We start from the raw sequence: 22,184 nt of genomic DNA on the forward strand, positions 1-22,184 counted from the left end.
TGGTGAGCCTCAGCCGGTTCGTTCGAACCGCTGCGGCCCGGAACTAACCGACCTCGTCGGTCGCCTTGCTCCAGACTGCCTTTTCCTTCTCTGAATCCTGCCACCGCTTGTAGACCAAGACGCCTGCTGCAGCAGCTGCGGCAATCAGCAACTTCTTCACATTCGTCTCCTAGCAGTCACCTGCAGTGGTGGATCCGTGGGCGTACCAGGACTTGAACCTGGGACCTCTTCGTTATCAGCGAAGCGCTCTAACCGCCTGAGCTATACGCCCCGATACCTCATCGGGCCGAGATACGACTTTACAGCAGGAACTCGGCAAACCTCAAATCGCCGCCCCCGGCCCGATGCCCGAAACCCTAGTCGTCGGTGAGGGTGACGCCGATGCCGCCGACAAGGGCGGAGGAAATGTTGTACAACACGGCCGAAAGCATCGCCAGGGCCGTCAGCAGGACCACATTGACGACGGCGATGATGGTGGCGAAGGACACAACCTGTCCCAGCGACGCGAACTGCCGCAGGTCGAAGCCGCCGCTCTCGGTGCCTGCGATCTCACGCAGCAGGTCGTTGACCCCGTCGAAGATGCCGGTGAGGTCCAGGACGGTCCAGATGACGATGGCGGCGACCACCGTGACGATGCCCAGGGCGACCGACAGGAGGAAGGCCATCTTCAGCACCGACCAGGGGTCGACCTTGCTCACCAAAAGCCGCGCCTTGCGCGCCTTGGCCTTCGGGGCCGGCTTCACCAGTCCGGGCCGGGTCCCCGGTCTGGCCGGCTGTCCCGCCGAGGGCCGCTGCGCCGGGCGGGCCGGCGCATTGACCCGCGGACCGCTTCCAGACGAACGCACCGTTCCGCTGGACCGCGGGTTTGTGTTGGCCGAGCTCACTCGCTACCTCCGTATTCCGGCGACTCAGCATCGAGCTCAGCCGTTTCATCTGTCGACAACGGTACTTCATCGGCGTCCGTCGACGAAGCGCCGCCCACCGTGCCGTCCGGCCCGACCTCAAGGATCTGTGCTTCCTCGACCGCGTCATCATCAACGGCCATCGAACGCTCGCTGTTGCGCGCCACCCCGATAATACGGTCCTTCTTGTCCGGCTTGGCGAAGATGACGCCCATGGTGTCGCGGCCCTTGGCCGGGACGCCGGTGACCGCCGAACGGACGACCTTCCCGCCCTCCATCACCACTAGCACCTCGTCGCTCTCCTGGACGACGAGCGCGCCGACGAGGTCACCGCGCTCCTCCGCGAGCTTGGCCACCTTGATGCCCAGCCCGCCGCGCCCCTGGACACGGTACTCGTCGACCTTGGTCCGCTTGGCGAAACCGCCCTCGGTGACAATGAAGACGAAGGAGTCGTCGCTGACCACGGCGGCGGCAAGCAGTTCGTCGTCGGCCCTGAACTTCATGCCGGTCACACCCGAGGTGGCCCGGCCCATGGGGCGCAGCGCCTCGTCGGTGGCGGTGAAGCGCAGCGACTGCCCCTTGCGGGAGACGAGCATCAGGTCATCTGACTCGGAGACCAGCTGGGCCGAGACCAGCTCGTCGCCGTCGCGCAGGTTGATCGCGATGACGCCGGCCGAACGGTTGGTGTCGTAGTCCTCGAGCCTCGTCTTCTTCATCAGGCCGCGCTTGGTGGCAAGGACCAGGTACGGGGCCTGCTGGTAGTCGCGCAGGTCGAGGACCTGGGCGATGGTCTCATCGGGCTGGAAAGCCAGCAGGTTCGCCACGTGCTGACCCTTCGCGTCCCGGGCGGCCTCGACCAGTTCGTAGGCCTTCGCCCGGTAGACCCGCCCGAGGTTGGTGAAGAAGAGCAGCCAGTGGTGGGTGGTGGTGACGAAGAAGTGCTCAACGACGTCGTCGCCGCGCAGCTGCGCACCGCGGATGCCCTTGCCGCCGCGTGCCTGCTGGCGGTAGTTGTCACTGCGGGTGCGCTTGACGTACCCACCGCGGGTGATGGTGACGACCATCTCCTCCTCGGGGATGAGGTCCTCCATGCTCATGTCGCCGTCGTAGCCCATGAGGATCTCGGTGCGGCGGTCGTCGCCGTGCCGGTCGACGATCTCCTGGAGCTCGGTCGAGACGATGGAGCGCTGGATTTCCGGGGAGGCGAGGATCCGCTGGTACTCGGTGATCTCCCGCTCGAGCTTGTCGTGCTCGTCCTGGATCTTCTGCCGCTCCAGGGCGGCCAGGCGGCGCAGCTGCATGTTCAGGATGGCCGCGGCCTGGACCTCGTCGATGGACAGCAGGGTCATCAGTCCACCCCGGGCGTCCTCCACCGTCTGGGAGGCGCGGATCAGGGCGATGACCTCGTCAAGGGCGTCGAGCGCCTTGAGGTAGCCGCGCAGGATGTGGGCCGCCTCCTCCGCCTTGCGGAGGCGGTACCGGGTGCGCCGGACGATCACTTCGAGCTGGTGGGTCACCCAGTGCCGGATGAACGCATCGAGGCTCAGGGTGCGCGGCACGTTGTCGACGATGGCGAGCATGTTGGCGCTGAAGTTGTCCTGCAGCTGGGTGTGCTTGTACAGGTTGTTCAGCACGACCTTCGCCACGGCGTCGCGCTTGAGCACGATCACCAGGCGCTGCCCGGTGCGGCCGGAGGTCTCATCGCGCAGGTCGGCGATGCCGCTGATCTTGCCGTCCTTGACCAGGTCGGCGATCTTGATCGCCAGGTTGTCAGGGTTTGCCTGGTACGGAAGCTCAGTGACCACCAGGCAGGTGCGGCCCTGGATCTCCTCGACATTGACCACGGCGCGCATGGTGATCGACCCGCGGCCGGTGCGGTAGGCATCCTCGATGCCCCGGTGCCCGAGGATCTGGGCGCCGGTGGGGAAGTCAGGGCCCTTGATCCGCACGATCAGCGCCTCGAGCAGCTCCTCCTTGGAGGCCTCCGGATGCTGCAGGTACCACTGGACGCCGTCGGCCACCTCGCGCAGGTTGTGCGGCGGGATGTTGGTGGCCATGCCCACCGCGATGCCCGAGGAGCCGTTGACCAGTAGGTTGGGGAAGCGGGACGGCAGGATTGTCGGTTCCTGGTTCTTGCCGTCGTAGTTGTCCTGGAAATCGACGGTTTCCTCGTCGATGTCCCGGACCATCTCCATGGCGAGCGGAGCCATCTTGGTCTCGGTGTACCGCGGGGCGGCCGCACCGTCATTGCCCGGGGACCCGAAGTTGCCCTGGCCCAGGGCGAGCGGGTAGCGCATCGTCCAGTCCTGGATGAGGCGCACCAGCGCATCGTAGATCGCGCCGTCGCCGTGCGGGTGGTACTGGCCCATGACCTCGCCGACGACGCGTGCGCACTTGTTGAAGGAACGCTCTGGGCGGTACCCGCCGTCGAACATGGCATAGAGCACCCGGCGGTGGACCGGCTTCAGCCCGTCCCGCACGTCGGGAAGGGCGCGGCCGATGATGACGGCCATGGCGTAGTCAAGGTAGGACCGCTGCATTTCGGTCTGCAGGTCGACCTGTTCAACGCGGTCGGTCAGCACCTCCCCGGCCAGGATCTCGTCGGGTGCGGTTCCGTCATTCGGCGTCTCGCTCATAAGTCCTTATTCCATTTCGTTCAAATTTGCACCGCGGACAGGGGGCACCGGGCACCGGAACGAACCGGCATCCGGTGGATCCCTAGATGTCCAGGAAGCGCACGTCCTTGGCGTTCTGCTGAATGAAGTTCCGGCGGGATTCGACGTCCTCGCCCATCAGCACCGAGAAGACCTGGTCGGCAGCGGCGGCGTCGTCCATGGTGACCTGGAGCAGCGTGCGGCGGTCGGGGTCCATCGTGGTTTCCCACAGTTCGGTGTAGTCCATCTCACCGAGGCCCTTGTATCGCTGGATCCCGTTGTCCTTGGGCAGGCGCAGGTTGTTAGCAAGACCCCGCCGGATCGTCTCGTCGCGTTCCTTGTCGCTGTAGACATAGGCGTGCGGGGCGTTGGACCACTTGATCCGGTAGAGCGGCGGCTGCGCCAGGTACACGAATCCGCTCTCGATCAGCGGACGCATGTAGCGGAAGAGCAGGGTCAGCAGCAGCGTGGTGATGTGCTGACCGTCAACGTCGGCATCGGCCATCAGGACGATCTTGTGGTACCGGGCCTTCGCGACATCGAAATCCTCGCCGATGCCGGCGCCGAAGGCCGTGATCATGGCCTGGACTTCGCTGTTGCCCAGCGCCCGGTCGAGACGGGCCCGCTCGACGTTGAGGATCTTGCCGCGCAGCGGAAGGATCGCCTGGGTTTCGGGGTTGCGCCCGCGGACGGCCGATCCGCCTGCCGAGTCGCCCTCCACAATGTAGATCTCGGACTTGGCCGGATCCTTCGACTGGCAGTCCTTGAGCTTGCCCGGCATGCCCCCGGACTCGAGCAGGCCCTTGCGGCGGGTTGACTCGCGGGCCTTTCGGGCGGCCAGGCGGGCCTGGGCGGCCTGAATGGATTTGCGGATGACATCTCGGGCGGGCCCGGGGTTCCGCTCCAGCCAGTCACCGAGCTGGTCGGTGACGACCCGCTGGACGAAGCCCTTGGCCTCGGAGTTGCCCAGCTTGGTCTTGGTCTGGCCTTCGAACTGCGGTTCGGTGAGCTTGACGGAAATGACGGCGGTCAGGCCCTCGCGGATGTCGTCGCCGGTCAGGTTGTCGTCTTTTTCCTTGATGATGTTCTTGTCGCGCGCGTACTTGTTGATCAGCGTCGTCATGGCGGCCCGGAATCCCTCTTCGTGGGTTCCGCCCTCATGGGTGTTGATCGTGTTGGCGTAGGTATGGACGCTCTCCGAGTAGGCGGTGGTCCACTGCAGGGCGACCTCGACGGCGATCTTGCGGTCGGTGTCCTCGGTCTCGAACCCGATGATGTCCTCGTGGATCACCTCGACCCGCTTCGAGGAGTTCAGGTGCCGGACGTAGTCGAGCAGCCCGTTCTCGTAGAGGTACTCGACCTGGCGGTGCTTGGGGGTGTCATCCACCGGCGCTTCGCCGGGCTCGTGGTGCTCGGTGATCTCGTCGGTCTCGATGTCGGCCCGCTCGTCGAGCAGGGTGATGCGCAGTCCCTTGTTGAGGAAGGCCATCTGCTGGAACCGTGCGCGCAGCGTCTCGTAGTCGAACTCAACGGATTCGAAGATCGTCTCGTCCGGGTAGAAGGTCTGGGTGGTTCCGGTCTCCGAGGTTTCCTCGCCCCGGCGGAGCTCGCCGACCGGCTTGCCGCCGTCGGCGAAGGACTGCCGCCACACGAAGCCCTGGCGCCGCACCTCGGTCTCGACCTGCTTCGAGAGGGCGTTGACCACCGAGATGCCCACGCCGTGAAGACCGCCGGAGACCGCGTAGCCGCCGCCGCCGAACTTCCCGCCCGCGTGGAGGATGGTCATGACGACCTCCACGGTGGGCCGGCCCTCGGTGGGGTGCATGTCCACGGGGATGCCGCGGCCGTTGTCGATCACGCGCACCCCGCCGTCCGCGAGGAGGGTCACCTCGATGGTGTCGGCATGACCGGCAAGCGCTTCATCGACGGAGTTGTCCACCACCTCATATACAAGGTGGTGGAGCCCGCGGGGGCCTGTCGACCCGATGTACATGCCTGGGCGTTTCCGTACCGCCTCAAGGCCTTCGAGCACCGTGATATCGCTGGCGCCGTAGCTGTGGGAGGTCGCTGCCGAGAGGGCGGGAGACTCGCCAACCCCAATTTTGACATCGCTAGCGTTCAACTCGTTCTCGTTTGCCACAGGCGCAGTCGACTCCTCAATGTGGTTATGCGGGGGAAACTTCTTTATTCTACCCTGCGGCAGGGCTCAATCCCGCACGGACCCGCCTCCCGCGGCCAAGAATGGCGCTTTTAAGCCAACAGCAGGACGCCGGTGGGGGCCGTATACGTCGGAAAGGCTCCCGGGACCTCTATCCGCCGCTCACGCGATTTCCGGACCGGGCCGGAATCGGCCGCCCGCCCGGTCGGCGGTGACGCCGGTCACCCGTAGGTGTCGCGCGGGCCGCGGCCCTTCACCGAGCGTCCGCCCTTGCGCCAGCTCGGGCCCGCCGGTCCCACCACCGAGATGCGGGTGACCACCTTGGGTCCAAGCTCGGCGTCGAACCTGCGCAGCAGGTCCGGGCTGATCAGCCGGAGCTGGGTGGCCCAGGCGGTGGAGTCGCAGCGGACGAGCACCGTAGTCCCGTCGAAACTCTCAGGATGGCAGTGTGAGGCGATTTCCGAACCCACAAGCTCGGTCCAGCGCGCCAGTACCGACCCCACGGCGACGGGCGAGTTCCAGCCGCGTTCGGCGAGCAGTTTGTTGAACACCTTCCCGAGGCCTTCGGGATCCCGCCCGCCGTAGACCGGGGCCGGGGAGTAGCGGCGCCGGGAGGCCGCCGGCGCGCGGCGGCCGACCGGCACCCGTGGTGTACCGCGGGACTGGGAGGCATCCCGAAGCCGGTTCAGCAGCGCTTCCGGCGCATTCTGCTCGACGCCGGCGGGAAGCCCGCCGTCCCCGGCCGGGGCCCGGCCGGGTGCAGTACCCGGAGAACCGGGCTCGGGGCCGGCGCCCTCGTCCACCCCGTCCGCGGGAGTGCCCCCGGCGTTCGGTCCTGTGGGTCCGCTGCCCGATCCGTCAGCCTGCCTCGGCATCGATTCCTCCAGGAACGACGCGGAGCTGCCGCCCTGCCAGCTCCTCCGGAATGTCCCCGGAAACGGCAGCGGTGACAAGCACCTGCTCCGCGCCGGAGACGATCTTCGCAAGTTTTCTCCTCCGCTGAGTGTCCAGCTCCGCGAAGACATCGTCAAGGATCAGCACGGGGGTCGCCCCGGGGGTCTGGTCCTCCTCATTGAGCAGGTAGTAGGAGGCAAGGCGCAGCGCCAGGGCCATCGACCAGGTTTCCCCGTGGGAGGCGTATCCCTTCGCCGGGGCGGGTCCCAGCATGAGGCCCAGCTCATCGCGGTGCGGTCCTACCAGAGAAATGCCCCGGTCGAGCTCCTTCTTCCGGTGCTGTACCAGCGCCTCGAGGAAACGTTCGGTCAACTCCGCGTGATCCGCGCCGTGAAGTTCCCCGGCGCGCTCCCCGGCGGCGTCCGGATCCTCGTCGTCGAACAGGCCCGTCACCGTGGCGCGGTAGCCCGCCGATGCCTCCTTCGAACCGTCGGTCAGCTGCGCGTAGGCCAGGGCCAGGTGCGGCTGGAGCCTTTCGACGAGGCCCAGCCGTGCGGAAAGGAGGCGTGCCCCGGTTTCGGCGAGGTGCTGATCCCACACTTCGAGGGTTGCCTCGTGTGCTCCGGAGAACCGCCCGGCCGCCCGGGCGGATTTCAACAGCGCGTTGCGCTGCTTGAGGACCCGCTCGTAATCGGCGCGCAGGGCGGCCTGGTGCGGAAGCAGCGTCACGAGGACCTCGTCGAGGTAGCGCCGCCGGACGGCCGGATCGCCCTTGACGAGGGCGAGGTCCTCGGGCGCGAAAAGCACGGTCTTGAGGATGCCAGCGGCCGCCCGCGCCCGGACCGGGTTCGCCCGGTTGATCCGGGCGCGGTTGGCGCCGGCGGCGTTGATCTCCACCTCGACGCTCGTCCGCTGCACCCCGCGGACAAGCTTCCCCCGCACCAGGGCCCTTTCAGCGGAGAAACCGATGAGGGGCTTGTCGGTGCTGACCCGGTGCGAGGAGAGGGATGCGAGGTACCCGACGGCCTCGACGATGTTCGTCTTCCCCACACCGTTGGGTCCGACGAACACCGTCACACCGGGGGCCAGCCCGGTGTCGAGCTGGTGGTAGCTGCGGAAGTCGGTGAGCGAAAGGTGCTCTATGTACACCGTCCCCCGCTCAGGCGGGATCCTGGCGGGCCGGGCGTACCGCGTGTCCACCGAACTGGTTCCGGAGAGCCGCGACCATCTTCATCGCCGGGGAGTCGTCCTGCCGCGAGGCGAAGCGGGCGAAGACCGAGGCCGTGATCGCAGGGGTGGGCACAGCGTTGGCGATCGATTCCTCGACGGTCCAGCGTCCCTCGCCGGAATCCTCGACATACCCGGCCACCTTGGCCAGGTCGGGGTCGTCCTGCAGCGCATTCACCATCAGGTCAAGCAGCCAGGACCGGACGACGGTGCCCTTCTGCCAGGCGGTAAAGGTTCCGGGCACGTCCTTGATGATGTCTTTGGCCTGGAGGAGTTCATACCCTTCGGCGTAGGCCTGCATGAGCCCATATTCGATGCCGTTGTGGACCATTTTGGCGTAGTGTCCGGCGCCGATGTCTCCGACGTGGACGAAGCTTTCATGCCGCTCGCCCTCGGGCCGGAGAGCATCGAAGATCGGCATGGCCCGGCTGACTTCAGCGTCGTTGCCGCCGACCATCAGGCCGTAGCCGTTCGCGAGGCCCCATACGCCGCCCGAGACGCCGCAGTCGAGGAAGGAGATACCGTGCTCGGCGAGGAGGGCACCGTGGGTCTGGTCGTCGGTGAAGCGGGAATTGCCGCCGTCGATAACGAGGTCGCCTTCCTGCAGGGAGCCCGCCAGTTCGCGGATGACGCTGTCGGTCACGGCTCCGGCGGGGACCATCACCCAGATGATGCGGGGGGCAGGGACCGCGGCAATCAGCTCATCCAGGGAGGACACATCGGTCAGGTCCGGATTCCGATCGAATCCGGTGACCGTCACGCCCCCACGGCGCAGCCGCTCCCTCATGTTGAAGCCCATTTTGCCTAGTCCGATGAGGCCAATATGCATTGCGTTTACTCTTTCTACCGTGGGGGTCGGCCGGCGTAGCGCCGGTGCTTACTGGTTCGGAAGCCGAACGGGCATCAGGAGATACCGGTAGTCTTCCCGGTCCTCGCCTGTGGCTTCCTCCTGTGCCGACATGACAGCCGGTTTGGGCGGGGACGTGAACGAAAAGCGCACGAACTTGCTGGGGAAGGCCCCGAGGCCTTCGCTGAGGTACTGCGGGTTGAACGCGACGGTGATGTCGTCGCCGTCAAGGGTCGCCTCGATGGCTTCGGAGGCCTGGGCGTCCTCGCCGGTGCCGGCGTCGAGGGCCACCTGGCCCTGGGTAAAGGCCAGCCGAACCGGGGTGTTCCGCTCGGCCACCAGCGACACACGCCGCACGGCCTCGACCAGGGCACTGGTTTCGACAGTCGCGTGGATCGGCGTGGTTTCGGGGAACAGGGACCGGATCTTCGGGTAATCCCCATCGACCAGCAGCGAGGTGGTCCGCCGGCCGCCGCTTTCGAACCCGATCAGTTCGCTGTCATCCGAGAAGGCGATGTTCAGGTCGCCGGCGCCGCCGAGGGTCTTGGCTACCTCGTTGAGGGTCTTGGCCTTGACCAGGGCGCTCGTGGAGATGCCCGGTGTGGAAGGCTTCCAGGACACTTCGCGCAGGGCCAGCCGGTACCGGTCGGTGGCCAGGAGCGTGATGAGGTCGTCTTCGATCTCCATCCGGACGCCGGTGAGGATGGGCAGGGTGTCGTCGCGGCTGGCGGCGATGATCACCTGGGAGACGGCCTGGGCGAAGGCATCACCATCGACGACGCCGCTGACGGCGGGGAGCTTCGGCAGCTCGGGGTATTCACCTTCGGGCATGGTGGCCAAATTGAACCGGCTGTTGCGGCAGGTCAGGGTGACTTTCGATCCGTCAGTGGCCACCTCAACCGGTGCCGAGGGCAGGCTGCGGCAGATATCGGCGAGAAGCCGCCCGGAAACGAGGATGGTCCCTTCCTCGCTGATGTCGGCGGGGATCTCGAGACGCGCCGAAATCTCATAGTCGAAGCTCGCGAGGGAGAGGGCTCCGCCCTCGGCCTTGATGAGCAGCCCTGCCAGCACGGGAACAGGTGGGCGCGGGGAAAGGGAGCGCGCTGTCCAGGAGACAGCCTCCGCGAGAACGTCCCGCTCAACTCTGAATTTCACGGAAGGAAGCCGCCTTTCACAAAGTACCTCTCGAGTACAACCACCGACATGGACGTACGTGGGCGGGGTCCGGTGTCTGTGCGGAAAGAGAATCCGGGAGGGCACCGTTGACCCCAACCCTGCTTGGAACACAGCTTAGCCTGAGCCGCCGGGTCCCGTGGATGGGTGCCGTTCGGAACGGCTGGCACCGGCCGGCACGACCGGGGAGGGCCCGGATCCGAGGTCGGACCGGGGTGCAGGAACACGAGAGTGTTATCTGAAGAACTTTTTGAAGTTTAAGGTTCGTAGTGTTAATAACTGCTGTGGAAACTGTGGATAAGTCCACCCGCCGCCTGCAATCCGCGGATCTGCCCTGTGGACAAGCTGTGCGTCCACAGGGCGCCCCGGAAGCCGCCCCTGTGGGGAAAATCCTTGTAATTTAGCGGATCCACAGGGCAGGTAGGGGTTTTCCTCAGGTTTCGGCAGGTTGTTCCGGGGGTTATCCACAGCTGTGTCCACAGCTGTTAATTTCCCGCCCGGTCGGTGGTCGCCCGACCGGGCGGTCTCAGGCTTCCCGCTGCTTGTGTTTGATGCGGTTTGTCAGCTCGGTCACCTGGTTGAAGATGGCCCGGCGCTCGGCCATGAGCTCGCGGATCTTGCGGTCGGCATGGATGACCGTGGTGTGATCACGGCCACCGAGTTCCTGGCCGATCTTGGGCAGGGACATGTCGGTCAGTTCCCGGCAGAGGTACATGGCGATCTGCCGGGCCGTCACCAGAGTGCGGGTGCGGGACTTGCTGCACAGCTCTTCGAGGCTGATCTGGAAGTAGTCAGCGGTCTGGGCCATGATCACCGTCGAGGTGATCTCCTGCGCACCGTCATCGGAGATCAGGTCCTTGAGAACGATCTCGGCCAGGTTTACGTCGACCGGCTGCCGGTTCAGGCTCGCGAAAGCGGTGACCCGGATCAGGGCCCCCTCGAGTTCCCGGATGTTCGTTGCGATCTTGGACGCGATGTACTCAAGGACGTCATCGGGTGCGCTCAGGCTGTCGCTGATCGCCTTCTTGCGCAGGATGGCGATACGGGTTTCGAGTTCAGGAGGCTGGATATCGGTGAGCAGGCCCCACTCGAACCGGGACCGCATGCGCTCCTCGAAGCCTGAAAGCTGCTTCGGCGGCAGGTCCGAGGTGATCACCACCTGCTTGTTGTGGTTGTGCAGCGCATTGAAGGTGTGGAAGAACTCCTCCTGTGTCCGGTCCTTACCGGAGAGGAACTGGATGTCATCGATGAGCAGGATGTCCACATTGCGGTAGGTCTGCTTGAAGCTCGTGCCCTCGTCGTCGCGGATCGAGTTGATGAAGTCGTTCGTAAATTCCTCGGAGTTCACGTACCTCACCCGGATGCCGGTGTAGAGATGCCGGGCATAGTGGCCGATCGCGTGGAGGAGGTGGGTCTTGCCAAGGCCCGAGTCACCGTAGATGAACAGCGGGTTATAGGCCTTTGCGGGAGCCTCGGCGACCGCGACCGCGGCGGCGTGGGCAAACCGGTTCGAGGAGCCGATGACGAAGGTATCGAAGATGTACTTGGGGTTCAGGCGGCCGAACTCATGGGAGTTGCTCGGCGGCGTCGGCGAAGGCTTCGGTTCTTCCCGCTGCTCCGGGGAGGGCACCGCTTCCGGAACCGGCTCCTCCTCGGCGACCGGAGTGAGATCGGGGTCGATGACGAACGCACACTGGATGTCCTCCCTGAACACTTCGTGCAGGGCTTCGTCCAGAGCAGCCTTCAGCTGGGTCTGGAGCACCTCGCGGGTCAGTTCATTCGGGACGGCGACCAGCATCGTGGTGCCGATCAGCCCTTGGGCCTGGGCCAGAACGACGAATCCGCGCTGCCTCGGAGTGACGCGGTCGTCATGCTCGAGGGTACGGATCACCTTCCGCCATGAGCTGCCGACGTCGTTGACCTCGTCCGTTTCCACCACTAATACCCCTCAAAGCTTCACAATCCGCACCTGAAAATGGCCGTAATCCACAGGGTTGTACACAGATGGTGGATAAACCGGCCCTGCCAAGACTAGAGGATGGAAACTACAGAAGATAGCGGTCAAACCGTGGACAAAGTGGGGCCCAGGACGGCGTGCGGGGGCATTTCGGCGCTACCCGGCGCCGTCCGGAGGCCGGTGATTGTCCACAGGCGGATGTCCACAGGTGTGGATGATGCAGTGGATGGACCCTGCCGCCGGCCGGTTTGACGCTGCTGTGTCCCGTCGCCTAACGTTATGTAGTCCTTTATGTCTGCATTTCGCATGCCATCACGACTGTTCCGGGTAGTAAGAGGCCTCGGATGCGTGCTGGCGTTTCGAGCGTTCTGCGGGTGTGCACCTTAATCGCGTCAGTCTGTTCTTCCCCCTTGTTGCAATGGGCCGGACGCATCTCAAGATCGTCTTGGAGTAAACACAGTGAGCAAGCGGACCTTTCAGCCGAATAACCGCCGTCGTGCCAAAAAGCACGGTTTCCGCCTTCGCATGCGTACCCGCGCAGGTCGTGCCATTCTGTCGGCACGCCGCAGCAAGGGCCGCACCGAACTGTCGGCATAGCGGTACAACCCTTTCCGCGATGAAGCCCAGCCTGGATCGCGCGGTGTTCGATACTTTTCCGGTTCCTTAGGAAAGGCACAGTCGATGCTCGCGAAGATCCACCGGGTGCGCGTCGCCGGAGATTTTGCACGGACCGTACGTTCCGGTGCCCGCTCAGGGCGCCGGAACGTCGTCTTATATGCCCTGCCCCGTCCGGGTGGGCCCAGCCGGTGCGGATTTATTGTCGGGAAGAACGTCGGGAACGCCGTGACACGAAACCTCGTGAAGCGCAGGCTGCGTGCCGCGGCCGCGGTATTCATCGCGCGCAACCCGCAGGGGATCGACCTTGTGGTCCGTGCCCTTCCCGCTTCCGCCCTCGCGGGGTGGGATGATTTGAGCAGCGACTTCGACAAGGCGGCGGCCGGCGCCCTCCGGCGCAGCAGGGACAAGGGAGACACGGGATTGTGACGGCGACCGGACCCCGGTACTGGAGCCTCCTGCGCGATGCCCCCCGCGGCCTGCTGATCCTGCTGCTTAAGGTTTACCGGCGGATCGTTTCCCCCCTCTATGGACCGGTCTGCCGGTTCTACCCGAGCTGCTCGGCTTACGCACTTGAGGCGGTCACCGTCCACGGCGCTCTCCGGGGAAGTACGCTTGCGGTGAAGAGGGTCCTGCGATGCCATCCCTGGAACGACGGCGGCGTGGACCACGTGCCACAGGGCGGCAGGATGTTTCCCGAGGGGAAAGTGCCCGCGATAGTTGTGTTGAACCACCCGGTAATTCCGGACGATGACGAAGGCCGCCTGAGCGGTTCGAGGAGCTAACTGATTATGGATTTCTTCGGGACGATTCTGTTCCCCTTCCGGTGGCTGGTGTCCTGGATCATGGTGATGTTCCACGAGGGCTTCACCTTCCTAGGGATGGATCCGGAGTCGGGTTGGACCTGGACCTTGTCGATCATCGGTCTCGTCGTCGTCATCCGTGCCGCCCTCATTCCTGTTTTCGTCAAGCAGATCAAGGCCCAGCGCGGGATGCAGGCGCTGCAGCCGGACCTGCGCAAGCTGCAGCAGAAGTACAAGGGGAAGACCGACCAGCTTTCGCGTCAGGCAATGACGCAGGAGCAGATGGCTCTGTACAAGAAGCACGGGACAAACCCCTTCGCCGCCTGCTTGCCGATCCTCATCCAGATGCCGTTCTTCTTCGCGCTGTTCACAGTGCTCAACGGAATCTCGAAGGCCAGCCGGGAGGGTGAAGAGATCGGGGCTCTCTCCCCTGACGCGGTGCGGGAGTTTGATGACGCCACCATCTTCGGTGCGCCGCTGTCCTCGACCTTCCTGGGCAGCTTCGGCGGCAATATCAACTTGAGCGTGATTATCCTCTCGGTCCTCATGATCATCGCCATGACGGCCTCGCAGTTCATCACCCAGAAGCAGATCATGGCGAAGAACATGTCCGAGGAGGCAATGCAGAGCCCCTTCATGCGTCAGCAGAAGATCATGCTCTACATCCTCCCCCTGGTCTTCGGCATCGGCGGCATCAACTTCCCGATCGGCGTCCTGATCTACTGGACGACCACGAACATCTGGACCATGGCCCAGCAGTTCTACGTCATCCGGCGGATGCCCACCCCCGGCTCCCCGGCAGCCAAGGCCCTCGCGGAGAGGCGCGCCAAGAAGGGGCTGCCGGCTGTCCCGCTGCTCGGTGAGCGGAAGGGCGAACCCGTTGTCGAGACGGTCGCACAGCCTCGTGTCCAGCGGGTCCAGCCCCAGCGCAAGAAGAGGAAGAAAAAATGAGCATCGATAACGAGCGCCCGGAACCCGCGGACACCACGGAGGAGGGCGGCGACGACGCGTCCAAGGCCTCCCGTCTCGAAGACGAAGGCGACGTCGCTGCCGACTATCTTGAAGAGCTCCTCGACATCGCCGACATCGACGGGGACATCGATATCGAGGTACGCAGCGGTCGCACCTACATTTCCATCGTCTCCGAGGACCGCAGCAACAACGGGCTGAAGGCCCTAGTTGGGCGCGACGGCGAGGTGCTTGAGGCGCTCCAGGAACTCACCCGGTTGTCAGTGCTGACCGCGACCTCGAACCGCTCCCGGCTGGTCCTCGACGTCGACGGCTACCGTGGCGTACGCGGCGACGAGCTCCGGAAGATCGCCGAGGATGCTGTGGCCGAGGCGAAGGAAAGCGGTGCCGAAGTAGTGCTTGAACCGATGAGCGCCTACGAGCGGAAGATCGTCCATGATGCCGTGGCCGAGCTCGGTTTCGCGAGCGAGTCCGAGGGCGAAGGCCCCGGCCGGCACATCGTGGTTTCCGCTGCCGATGACTGAGGACCTTCCAGTATCCGTAGGCGGAACCCCTTCGGCAGTGCTACCCACGGACGCGGAACGGAAGGCCGCGGAAGCGGTGTTCGGTGAACGGTTCGCCCTGGCGGAGCGCTTTGTTGAGCACCTTGCCACCTCCGGCATCGAGCGCGGGCTGCTGGGTCCCCGCGAGGTTCCGCGGCTGTGGGGGCGGCACGTGCTCAACTGCGCCGTCGTCGCTGAGCTGATCGGGAACGGCAAGTCGGTGTGCGACGTCGGAAGCGGCGCTGGCCTTCCCGGGATCGCCCTGGCCATCGCCCGTCCCGACCTTTCCCTTGTGCTGGTTGAACCACTCGAACGCCGGGTGGCCTGGCTCAATGAGGTCGTCGAGGACCTCGGCCTCGATAACGTGGCGGTCCATCGGGCCCGCGCCGAACAGGCCGCCAAAACCGTCGACGCCGATGTGGTCACCGCACGGGCGGTCTCCGCGATGTCCAAACTGGCCGGCCTTACCATGCCCCTGCTCAAGGGCGAAGGCCAGGTCCTCGCGATCAAGGGCCGCAGTGCGGCCGAAGAAGTTGCCGATGCCCGGAAGGTCATCCGCCGTCTGGGTGGCAGCAGCGTGGAGATCGTCACTGCAGGCGAGGGTGTGCTGGAGGAACCGACGACGGTGGTGCGCATCACCGTCGGCTGATTCCGGCGTCGCCCGGGGGGTTCTGAGCGGAGAGCCGGCAGCCGGATCGCCGCGCGGGAACGCCGGCACGGCCGGGCAACCCGTTAGTCTTAGAAGTAACAGTGCCTGGCATGTTGGAAGTGAGCTACCGAGTGACTATGAAAGACACCGCATCTAAGCGGAACTCGACCATGTTGGTTGCGGGAGCGCCGCTCGCGGTAGGGCTCGGGGAAATTCAACCGGAAGTGTTTGCCGATCCGGCCAACACCGGAATCGTTTCACGTGAAACCACCTTTTCGCTGTCGGACTCCGCGGAAGCTCCGGTCAAGAAGAGTGGCAAGGGCAACAGCGTGATGGAAGCAATGGATGATTCCTCCCCGCTGGGCAGGGAGCTGGCAAGTGAGACCCGGCGGCGGGAGAAGCTGCTGGGCCGCAAGCTTCCCCGGCCGGAGTCCACGCGCGTGGTCACCATCAGCAACCAGAAGGGCGGGGTCGGTAAGACCACGACCACCGTCAACATCGCCGCCGCACTCGCTTCCTCCGGTCTCAACGTGCTGGTGATCGACATCGACCCCCAGGGAAATGCGTCCACGGCGCTGGGGATCCCCCACCACGCTGAGGTCGACAGCATCTACGACGTGCTGATCGACGACCTGCCGCTGAGCCAGGTGGTGGCACCATGCCCCGATATCGACAACCTGATCTGTGCACCGGCCACCATCCACCTCGCCGGCGCCGAGATCGAGCTGGTGTCCCTGGTCGCCCGGGAGCAGCGCCTGCGCCGCGCGATCGACGTGTACGCCAAGGAGCGCGCCGAAAACGGTGAGCCCCGCCTTGACTACATTTTCATCGACTGCCCGCCGAGCCTTGGACTGCTGACGGTCAACGCGTTCGTCGCGGCGCGGGAGGTTCTGATCCCGATCCAGTGCGAGTACTACGCACTCGAGGGTCTGAGCCAGCTGCTGAAGAACATCGAGATGATTCAGAAGCACCTCAACGCAGATCTGGTTGTCTCAACCATCCTGCTGACGATGTACGACGGCAGGACCAACCTGGCCGCCCAGGTGGCCGCTGAGGTGCGCGAGCACTTCCCCAAGCAGGTCCTTAAGGCAGTTGTACCTCGCTCGGTTCGAATTTCCGAGGCCCCAAGCTATCAGCAGACCGTCATGACCTACGATCCGTCGTCGTCCGGTGCCCTGTCCTACCTTGAGGCCGCAGCGGAAATCGCCGAACGTAGTTAGCCTGAACGGGAGCCGGCTGGGCCGCCCCTACACTGTTCCTAGCGTCGTATGTCGCGAACCAAAGGCGTTCGCAATCTGAAAGGGTAACCAATGGCGGAAAAGCGCCGGGGTCTTGGCCGTGGTCTGGGGGCGCTCATTCCCAGCGCCCCTCCCGAAGAAGCGGAGGTGTCCTCCGAGTCCCTCAAGCAGTCCGGCCGTCCAGCCGATCTCTTCTTCACCTCCGGGCAGGGGCATGACGGTGCCCCCGGGGCGAAGCGGGAGCAGCGGGGCAGCGGAATCAACAAAGATGCATTGATTGCTCCATCGCGCCGCAACGGCGGCAAGCCCGCGGCAAAGACTGCACCTCCGGCCAAGCGGGTTGCGGTCCCACCGGCTGCGGATGCCGCCGAGACGGTGCCGGCGTCCACCCCGGCGGAGGTTTCACGTGAAACGGAATCCTCCTCTTCGCCGGTAGACATTCCCGCCGCGCCGTCCACCGCCCGCAGTACCGGAGCCAAAGGCCGGAAAAAGGCCGCGTCCCCCTCGGTGGGCGCCGCTGCTGCCGATGCACCCGCTGACGCCCGGCCGCAGCCTGGTCAGGCGCCGGAACCTGCTGACGCCCGCGGAGCCGCCGATACGGCCGTGGATGCGCCCGGACCGGAGGACGCCCCGCAGAAGGCCGACGCAGCCGTCCAAGACCTCGGGCAAGCCGCTCAGAACCCCGTAGAGCCTGAACAGGCGGCCGTAGTGGAGCCTGCCACGGTCGAGGGGCGGGAAGCGCCGACGCAGGCCGAGGTGCCCGCCGGCACCACGGCTCGGAATGGTGCTGCTGCGGACGGGGACGCGGAGTCGGCGGCCGTAGTGGACAGCGACCCAGGAGGACTTCTTGAGGTTCCGGGTGCCCGGTTCGCTGAACTCCCGCTTGATGCCATCCACCCCAACCGGAAGCAGCCCCGATCGGTCTTCGATGCCGATGAGATGGCTGAATTGGTCCACTCCATCCGCGAGATCGGGGTGCTGCAGCCCATCGTCGTCCGCCCCTCCTCGGAAAAGGGCGATGCCCCCTACGAGCTGGTGATGGGTGAGCGCCGCTGGCGCGCGACCCGCGAGGCCGGGCTCGAACGTGTTCCAGCGATCATCCGGTCCACGGCCGATGATGACCTGCTGCGCGACGCCCTGCTTGAGAACCTTCACAGGAGTTCGCTCAACCCGCTTGAAGAGGCGGCGGCGTACCAGCAGCTGCTTGACGACTTCGGTTGCTCCCACGAGGAGCTGGCTGAGCGCATCGGCCGTTCACGTCCTCAGATCTCCAACACGCTTCGGTTGATGAAGCTGCCTCCGCTGGTTCAGAGGCGGCTGGCCGCCGGCGTTTTGTCCGCAGGGCACGCCCGCGCGCTTCTGGGTCTGGCGGATCAGGCCGAGATGGAGAAGCTGGCGCAGCGGATCGTCGCCGAAGGCCTTTCCGTGCGGTCCACCGAAGAGATCGTTGCGATGAGCGATGGGCTGCGGAGGCAGCCGAAGCCAACCACGCCCCGGAACGCCGCACGCCATGAACGACTGGACTATCTGGCGACGTCACTGTCGGACCGGCTCGATACCAGCGTGAAGATCACCCTGGGCGCACGCAAGGGTAAGGTGAGCATCGAGTTTGCAAGCGTCGATGATCTCAACCGCATCATGACCGTATTGGCGCCGCCGCCGAGCTAGTCAGAGTCGGTCCGCTGCCGAACGCCGGCTCGTTTCACGTGAAACGGGCCGGCGTTTTGCTTTGCTCGACCCGTCCTGGGACGTCATCCTTCGCGCAGACGGAGTTTCTGAGGCGGGGCGTCGGGGTGCGACGCTTGAACGCACTTCCACCGACGGAGGCCGGGGTTGAATAAGGACGCACCGACACTTCTCCGACGCCTAGGCACCGGGGTTCTCGTCCTGACCCGTCTTTGTCGCGTGGTTTCGAGCGCGTGGCGTTCAAACCCATCGTCCTCAGTCAGCAACTTGGCGTGTTTCACGTGAAACCTCCACCGGCCGGGCGATGCGACAAGGGCCCCGGCCGGAGTGTGGGTGTTCGATTAGCTCGACAGTGTCGAGATCCTGTCGACGCGGGTATCAAGGATAGTGCGTGCTGGTGTGCCCCCACTGGCGCAACGGCAGCGTTTCACGTGAAACGGGTCGAAAGCAGCCAGATGACCAGCGGCGGCCAGGCCTCCAATCGAGGCACAGAGGCATCGTGGGTCGGGATCAGTCTCCCGCCCAGCCCCGACCCACGCGGCTTGGGCCCGCCGACAGCGGGGAGACGGAGACCGGTGTGTCACGCATCGCCGCGGGAGTGTGAGCCTATCCGACACACCGTCCTCGATGGCCGTGGACCAGGACCTTGGCCCGGCCGACCGGCGGCCATGAGTCAGGGAGCCCCATGCGGGCCGCGGCATCCCGCCCTTCGAGTTTTGTGTAAAACCGCTCAGCCCACAGCAGACTAGGCGGAGCGAGGAAGGCTCCTACTCTTTTCCATGGATAGGTCCGAAGGAACGGTCGGGCGGGCAGGTGGCAGGTTTCAAGTGAAACGTCGAGAGCCGGGTTTGTCCCTTAGAAGCTTTCCGGACCCTTTCCGTCGATCCCAACAAGGCCCCTGCACGTCATCCTCGGACCTCCCATCGGTACTTCAGGCTCTCCAGGAGCAGTCGTGGCTGGCTATTCGGCTGGCGCCCTGGGGGCCCCCGTTCTACAACTAGTAGGCCCCGTGGATGGAGACGGCCCACGAGCCGGGGAATGAGCGAATGGGGGCAACGTCTTCGCAGTTGGAGTGGTTTCACGTGAAACGACGTGGGTCGGAGTGTGCTGAGCCGTTCGAGCCCGAGTCTGCACAGATCACTCGGCGCGCGAACGATGCACCCAGCGAACGGGCTTCCCAGTGCTGCCTTGAATCCAAACGGCTCATGTCGGGTGGATTCCTCGCTGGAGCCGTGGAGGTGAAAATGGCCGCGTGTACCCCCCAAACTGTTCAGGCACTCCCGCACCCGTCGGCACATAGATCGTAGGATTGTTGAACTGTCGGCGCGGGACCCCTAGATCCTCGCGTGGTGAATGGTCACATCATCGGACGGAGGTCGGTCCGGCGATTGGCTGACTGATTGGCCGGGGCATCCCGGGCAGTTAAAGGGTGTTTCACGTGAAACGGTGCCCGCCTCGCGCGAGAATTCGGTGGCCATCGGGTTTGGAAATTCGCCCCGTCCCCGCCGCGCGCTCCCGGTGTGGCGTTCCGCTGTCAAGTTCAGGGTGTGACAATTCGGCAGCATTGCTGGTCCTCCTGGCCAGGGACATGGCCTCGGTACACCTCCCGGGGGGGTCAGTTCGCGCCCCCTCTTAGCAGTCGCGGTGGAGACCGGGCCGCACCGAACGGTTCACCAACCGAAGTAGGCTGACCGGGCGGGGGTAAGCTCCACACCTGCGGACTACAAGAGACGAGGTTTCACGTGAAACAGGTGTCCGCCCCGTCCGGCGTGGGCCGGCAGTTGGTAGGCAGAGGCGTATGCCGGCCTCCGGAGAAACGTCCCAGCGAAGCCTTACAAGCACGGGTTGCCCGGCTCCCGGGGATATCCGCTCCAGCCCGGGTGAGCCGTTCCTCCCGCAATGCCCGGCGGGAACGGGCGGACGGGCTCTTCAGCTGCATCCGGGCGCCAGGAGGCCGACGATCCACCCGCGGTCCGCGGCCGACCTAGGGCGACCGATGCCCCTCTCGCACGTGCCGGTGAGTCAGGCTGGTCAGCTCCCCGACTCTGCCGGGGAGCCGGATGGCCTCGAGCACCCGGTGCTGGCGTGCGGCCGTGCGGCGACCCGCGCCCTCCCGTGCCATGCGTGGTGCCCTGCTGGGTTCCCTGCTCGACTCCCGTGCCGGGTGCCTATCCGGGAGGGGCGGACCGCGCCCCGCTGCGGGTATGGGTACCGAGGAGGTGGAACGCTGAGCGCGTCCCCGTCCCGTCAACAGGTGGCCCCAGGAAGCTCTTCTCGGGAAAAGGAAAGGCCGGCCGCCCCGAGAGGCGGCCGGCCTTGTGAGCCGCGAGGGGCTGCTGAGCCCTAGTTGATGAAGGCTGAGAATTCCTGCTCAAGAACCTGCTTGGGCTTTGCGCCGATGGACTTGGCCGCCACTTCGCCGTCCTTGAAGACGTACACCGCAGGAATCGAGGTGATTCCGTATTTCGCAGCGATGGCAGGGTTGTCGTCGACGTTCACCTTGACGACGTCGATCTTCTCGGAGTGCTCTCCGGCGATCGCATCGAGAATGGGCGAAAGCATACGACAGGGGCCACACCATTCCGCCCAGAAATCAACTATTACCGGTTTCTGAGCCTGGAGGACGTCCGCCTCGAAGGTCGCTTCGCTTACATCTTTGGTAGTGCTCATTGGTATCTCCCTTTGTGGATTAGACGAAAGCCTGCTCGGACACGGCTTCGGCCGGCGGCGTGGGAACTGCGGCCGCGGTCTTCACGGCGTCGCCCAGGTCGGCCAGGTAGTGCTCGACATCAATGGCGGCCGCGGCTCCGGAGCCGGCGGCCGTGATCGCCTGGCGGTAGGTGGGGTCGATGACATCGCCCGCAGCGAAGACGCCGGGCAGGGAGGTCTTCGAGGTCCTGCCGACGACGGCGATGGTGCCCTCCGGCGTCAGAGTCAGCTGGTCCTTGACCAGCTCGATGCGCGGGTCGTTACCGATGGCGACGAACACGCCGGTGACGTCCAGGTCGCTGGTCGATCCATCGACGGTGCTCTTGAGCTGGATTCCGGTCACCTTGCTCTCTCCACGGATGCCGACAACTTCGGAGTTCCAGATGAAGCGGATCTTTTCGTTGGCCAGCGCGCGGTCCTGCATGATCTTCGATGCCCGAAGGGTGTCACGACGGTGCACGACAGTGACGGAGCGGGCAAACTTGGTCAGGAAGAGAGCTTCCTCAAGGGCGGAGTCACCACCGCCGATGACCGCAATGTCCTGGTTGCCGAAGAAGAAGCCGTCACACGTGGCACACCAGCTCACGCCGTGGCCGGAAAGACGCTTCTCATCCTCAAGGCCCAACTCCCGGTAGGCAGAGCCCGTGGAGATGATCACAGCGCGGGCCAGGAAGGTCTCTCCCGTCCCGATGGTCACCTTCTTGACCTCACCGGTCAGCTCGACGGAGACAACATCCTCAAAGAGGATTTCGGTGCCGAAGCGCGCCGCCTGCTTCTCGAAGTTCTCCATCAGCTCCGGGCCGAGGATTCCCTCGGGGAATCCCGGGTAGTTCTCGACATCGGTGGTGTTCATCAGTTCACCACCGGCCTTGACGGAACTCGCGATCAGGAGCGGCTTCAGGTTCGCCCTTGCCGCGTAGACGGCGGCGGTGTATCCCGAAGGTCCGGATCCCACGATGATGACATCGTGGATTTTCTGCTCGCCTTCGGGCGTGCCGCCTGCTGCGGTCTGGGTTTCAGTTGTCACGTTTACGGTGAACCTTCCTATCTGGGTGCACGCTACAGTAGCCTGCGCATGGATCTCCGCGGACCCCTAGCACAACCATGGCTGTCCTCGGGTTATTCCGAGGAGCGCGTCCGGGAGGAGGCGCCGTGTCGAGG

19 protein-coding genes and 1 tRNA gene are annotated in these 22,184 nt (G+C 65.1%); 8 read left to right on the plus strand and 12 right to left on the minus strand.

What is annotated here, in order from left to right:
* Window positions 1-43: 43 nt before the first annotated feature.
* From GVV86_RS18545 to dnaA, 10 genes are all read right to left on the minus strand, one after another.
* A complete protein-coding gene (locus tag GVV86_RS18545; protein ID WP_210252841.1) occupies window positions 44-160 on the minus strand; it encodes a DLW-39 family protein in 117 nt (38 codons plus the stop codon).
* Between the two features lie 37 nt (window positions 161-197).
* A tRNA-Ile gene (locus GVV86_RS06100) sits at window positions 198-271 on the minus strand.
* An 85-nt stretch (window positions 272-356) separates the two neighbouring features.
* Window positions 357-884, minus strand: a complete 528-nt coding sequence (locus tag GVV86_RS06105) for a DUF3566 domain-containing protein (protein ID WP_159617384.1) — start codon at window positions 882-884, stop codon at window positions 357-359.
* Window positions 881-3,538, minus strand: coding sequence for a DNA gyrase subunit A (gene gyrA, locus GVV86_RS06110; protein WP_159802046.1), 2,658 nt, complete (start codon window positions 3,536-3,538; stop codon window positions 881-883). Before gyrA ends, GVV86_RS06105 begins: the two co-directional genes overlap by 4 nt.
* Before the next feature lie 82 nt (window positions 3,539-3,620).
* Entirely contained in the window at window positions 3,621-5,696 is a 2,076-nt protein-coding gene (gene gyrB, locus GVV86_RS06115; RefSeq protein ID WP_159617386.1) for a DNA topoisomerase (ATP-hydrolyzing) subunit B, read from the minus strand.
* A gap of 239 nt (window positions 5,697-5,935) precedes the next feature.
* Window positions 5,936-6,589, minus strand: a complete 654-nt coding sequence (locus GVV86_RS06120; protein WP_159617387.1) for a DciA family protein — start codon at window positions 6,587-6,589, stop codon at window positions 5,936-5,938.
* Window positions 6,573-7,757, minus strand: a complete 1,185-nt coding sequence (gene recF, locus GVV86_RS06125; protein ID WP_159802049.1) for a DNA replication/repair protein RecF — start codon at window positions 7,755-7,757, stop codon at window positions 6,573-6,575. The genes GVV86_RS06120 and recF overlap by 17 nt, the downstream gene beginning before the upstream one ends.
* 10 nt (window positions 7,758-7,767) lie before the next feature.
* On the minus strand, window positions 7,768-8,664 hold the full coding sequence (gene gnd, locus GVV86_RS06130) for a phosphogluconate dehydrogenase (NAD(+)-dependent, decarboxylating) (RefSeq protein WP_159802052.1): 897 nt from the start codon (window positions 8,662-8,664) through the stop codon (window positions 7,768-7,770).
* Window positions 8,665-8,712: 48 nt separating this feature from the next.
* Complete coding sequence (gene dnaN / locus GVV86_RS06135) at window positions 8,713-9,837, minus strand: DNA polymerase III subunit beta (protein ID WP_120165921.1); 1,125 nt, start codon at window positions 9,835-9,837, stop codon at window positions 8,713-8,715.
* Between the two features lie 544 nt (window positions 9,838-10,381).
* Window positions 10,382-11,791 carry a chromosomal replication initiator protein DnaA gene (gene dnaA / locus GVV86_RS06140; RefSeq protein WP_159617501.1) on the minus strand — a complete coding sequence of 470 codons (1,410 nt, stop codon included), beginning with the start codon at window positions 11,789-11,791 and terminating at the stop codon, window positions 10,382-10,384.
* 480 nt (window positions 11,792-12,271) lie between these two features.
* On the opposite strand from dnaA, the gene rpmH reads away from it, so the two are divergent.
* The 8 genes from rpmH to GVV86_RS06180 all read left to right on the plus strand — a co-directional run bounded on the left by rpmH (window position 12,272) and on the right by GVV86_RS06180 (window position 18,296).
* Complete coding sequence (rpmH, locus tag GVV86_RS06145) at window positions 12,272-12,409, plus strand: 50S ribosomal protein L34 (protein ID WP_055854070.1); 138 nt, start codon at window positions 12,272-12,274, stop codon at window positions 12,407-12,409.
* An 84-nt stretch (window positions 12,410-12,493) separates the two neighbouring features.
* On the plus strand, window positions 12,494-12,856 hold the full coding sequence (rnpA, locus tag GVV86_RS06150; RefSeq protein ID WP_159617390.1) for a ribonuclease P protein component: 363 nt from the start codon (window positions 12,494-12,496) through the stop codon (window positions 12,854-12,856).
* Window positions 12,850-13,212, plus strand: a complete 363-nt coding sequence (yidD, locus tag GVV86_RS06155) for a membrane protein insertion efficiency factor YidD (protein ID WP_159802213.1) — start codon at window positions 12,850-12,852, stop codon at window positions 13,210-13,212. Before rnpA ends, yidD begins: the two co-directional genes overlap by 7 nt.
* Window positions 13,213-13,218: 6 nt before the next feature.
* On the plus strand, window positions 13,219-14,181 hold the full coding sequence (gene yidC, locus GVV86_RS06160; protein WP_159617391.1) for a membrane protein insertase YidC: 963 nt from the start codon (window positions 13,219-13,221) through the stop codon (window positions 14,179-14,181).
* Window positions 14,178-14,723 (plus strand): Jag family protein, encoded by a 546-nt coding sequence (locus GVV86_RS06165; RefSeq protein ID WP_159802054.1) that lies wholly within the window; start codon window positions 14,178-14,180, stop codon window positions 14,721-14,723. Before yidC ends, GVV86_RS06165 begins: the two co-directional genes overlap by 4 nt.
* Entirely contained in the window at window positions 14,716-15,390 is a 675-nt protein-coding gene (rsmG, locus tag GVV86_RS06170) for a 16S rRNA (guanine(527)-N(7))-methyltransferase RsmG (RefSeq protein WP_159802056.1), read from the plus strand. The genes GVV86_RS06165 and rsmG overlap by 8 nt, the downstream gene beginning before the upstream one ends.
* A 332-nt stretch (window positions 15,391-15,722) precedes the next feature.
* A complete protein-coding gene (locus GVV86_RS06175) occupies window positions 15,723-16,610 on the plus strand; it encodes a ParA family protein (protein ID WP_159617503.1) in 888 nt (295 codons plus the stop codon).
* A gap of 456 nt (window positions 16,611-17,066) precedes the next feature.
* A complete protein-coding gene (locus GVV86_RS06180) occupies window positions 17,067-18,296 on the plus strand; it encodes a ParB/RepB/Spo0J family partition protein (protein WP_201291381.1) in 1,230 nt (409 codons plus the stop codon).
* 2,361 nt (window positions 18,297-20,657) lie between these two features.
* Here GVV86_RS06180 and trxA read toward each other — a convergent pair.
* Entirely contained in the window at window positions 20,658-20,984 is a 327-nt protein-coding gene (trxA, locus tag GVV86_RS06185) for a thioredoxin (protein ID WP_120165928.1), read from the minus strand.
* Between the two features lie 19 nt (window positions 20,985-21,003).
* On the minus strand, window positions 21,004-22,050 hold the full coding sequence (trxB, locus tag GVV86_RS06190) for a thioredoxin-disulfide reductase (protein ID WP_159802058.1): 1,047 nt from the start codon (window positions 22,048-22,050) through the stop codon (window positions 21,004-21,006).
* Window positions 22,051-22,184: the final 134 nt, after the last annotated feature.

The organism is Arthrobacter zhaoguopingii (genome assembly GCF_009828595.1).
In the GTDB taxonomy this organism is placed as follows: domain Bacteria; phylum Actinomycetota; class Actinomycetes; order Actinomycetales; family Micrococcaceae; genus Arthrobacter_D; species Arthrobacter_D zhaoguopingii.

Coding starts and splice junctions, on each gene's coding strand:
- rsmG (WP_159802056.1), top strand. CDS start 14,716: ATGACTGAGGACCTTCCAGTATCCGTAGGCGGAACCCCTTCGGCAGTG.
- yidC (WP_159617391.1), top strand. CDS start 13,219: ATGGATTTCTTCGGGACGATTCTGTTCCCCTTCCGGTGGCTGGTGTCC.
- trxA (WP_120165928.1), bottom strand. CDS start 20,984: ATGAGCACTACCAAAGATGTAAGCGAAGCGACCTTCGAGGCGGACGTC.
- gnd (WP_159802052.1), bottom strand. CDS start 8,664: ATGCATATTGGCCTCATCGGACTAGGCAAAATGGGCTTCAACATGAGG.
- rnpA (WP_159617390.1), top strand. CDS start 12,494: ATGCTCGCGAAGATCCACCGGGTGCGCGTCGCCGGAGATTTTGCACGG.
- GVV86_RS06165 (WP_159802054.1), top strand. CDS start 14,178: ATGAGCATCGATAACGAGCGCCCGGAACCCGCGGACACCACGGAGGAG.
- gyrA (WP_159802046.1), bottom strand. CDS start 3,538: ATGAGCGAGACGCCGAATGACGGAACCGCACCCGACGAGATCCTGGCC.
- GVV86_RS06175 (WP_159617503.1), top strand. CDS start 15,723: ATGGAAGCAATGGATGATTCCTCCCCGCTGGGCAGGGAGCTGGCAAGT.
- GVV86_RS06120 (WP_159617387.1), bottom strand. CDS start 6,589: ATGCCGAGGCAGGCTGACGGATCGGGCAGCGGACCCACAGGACCGAAC.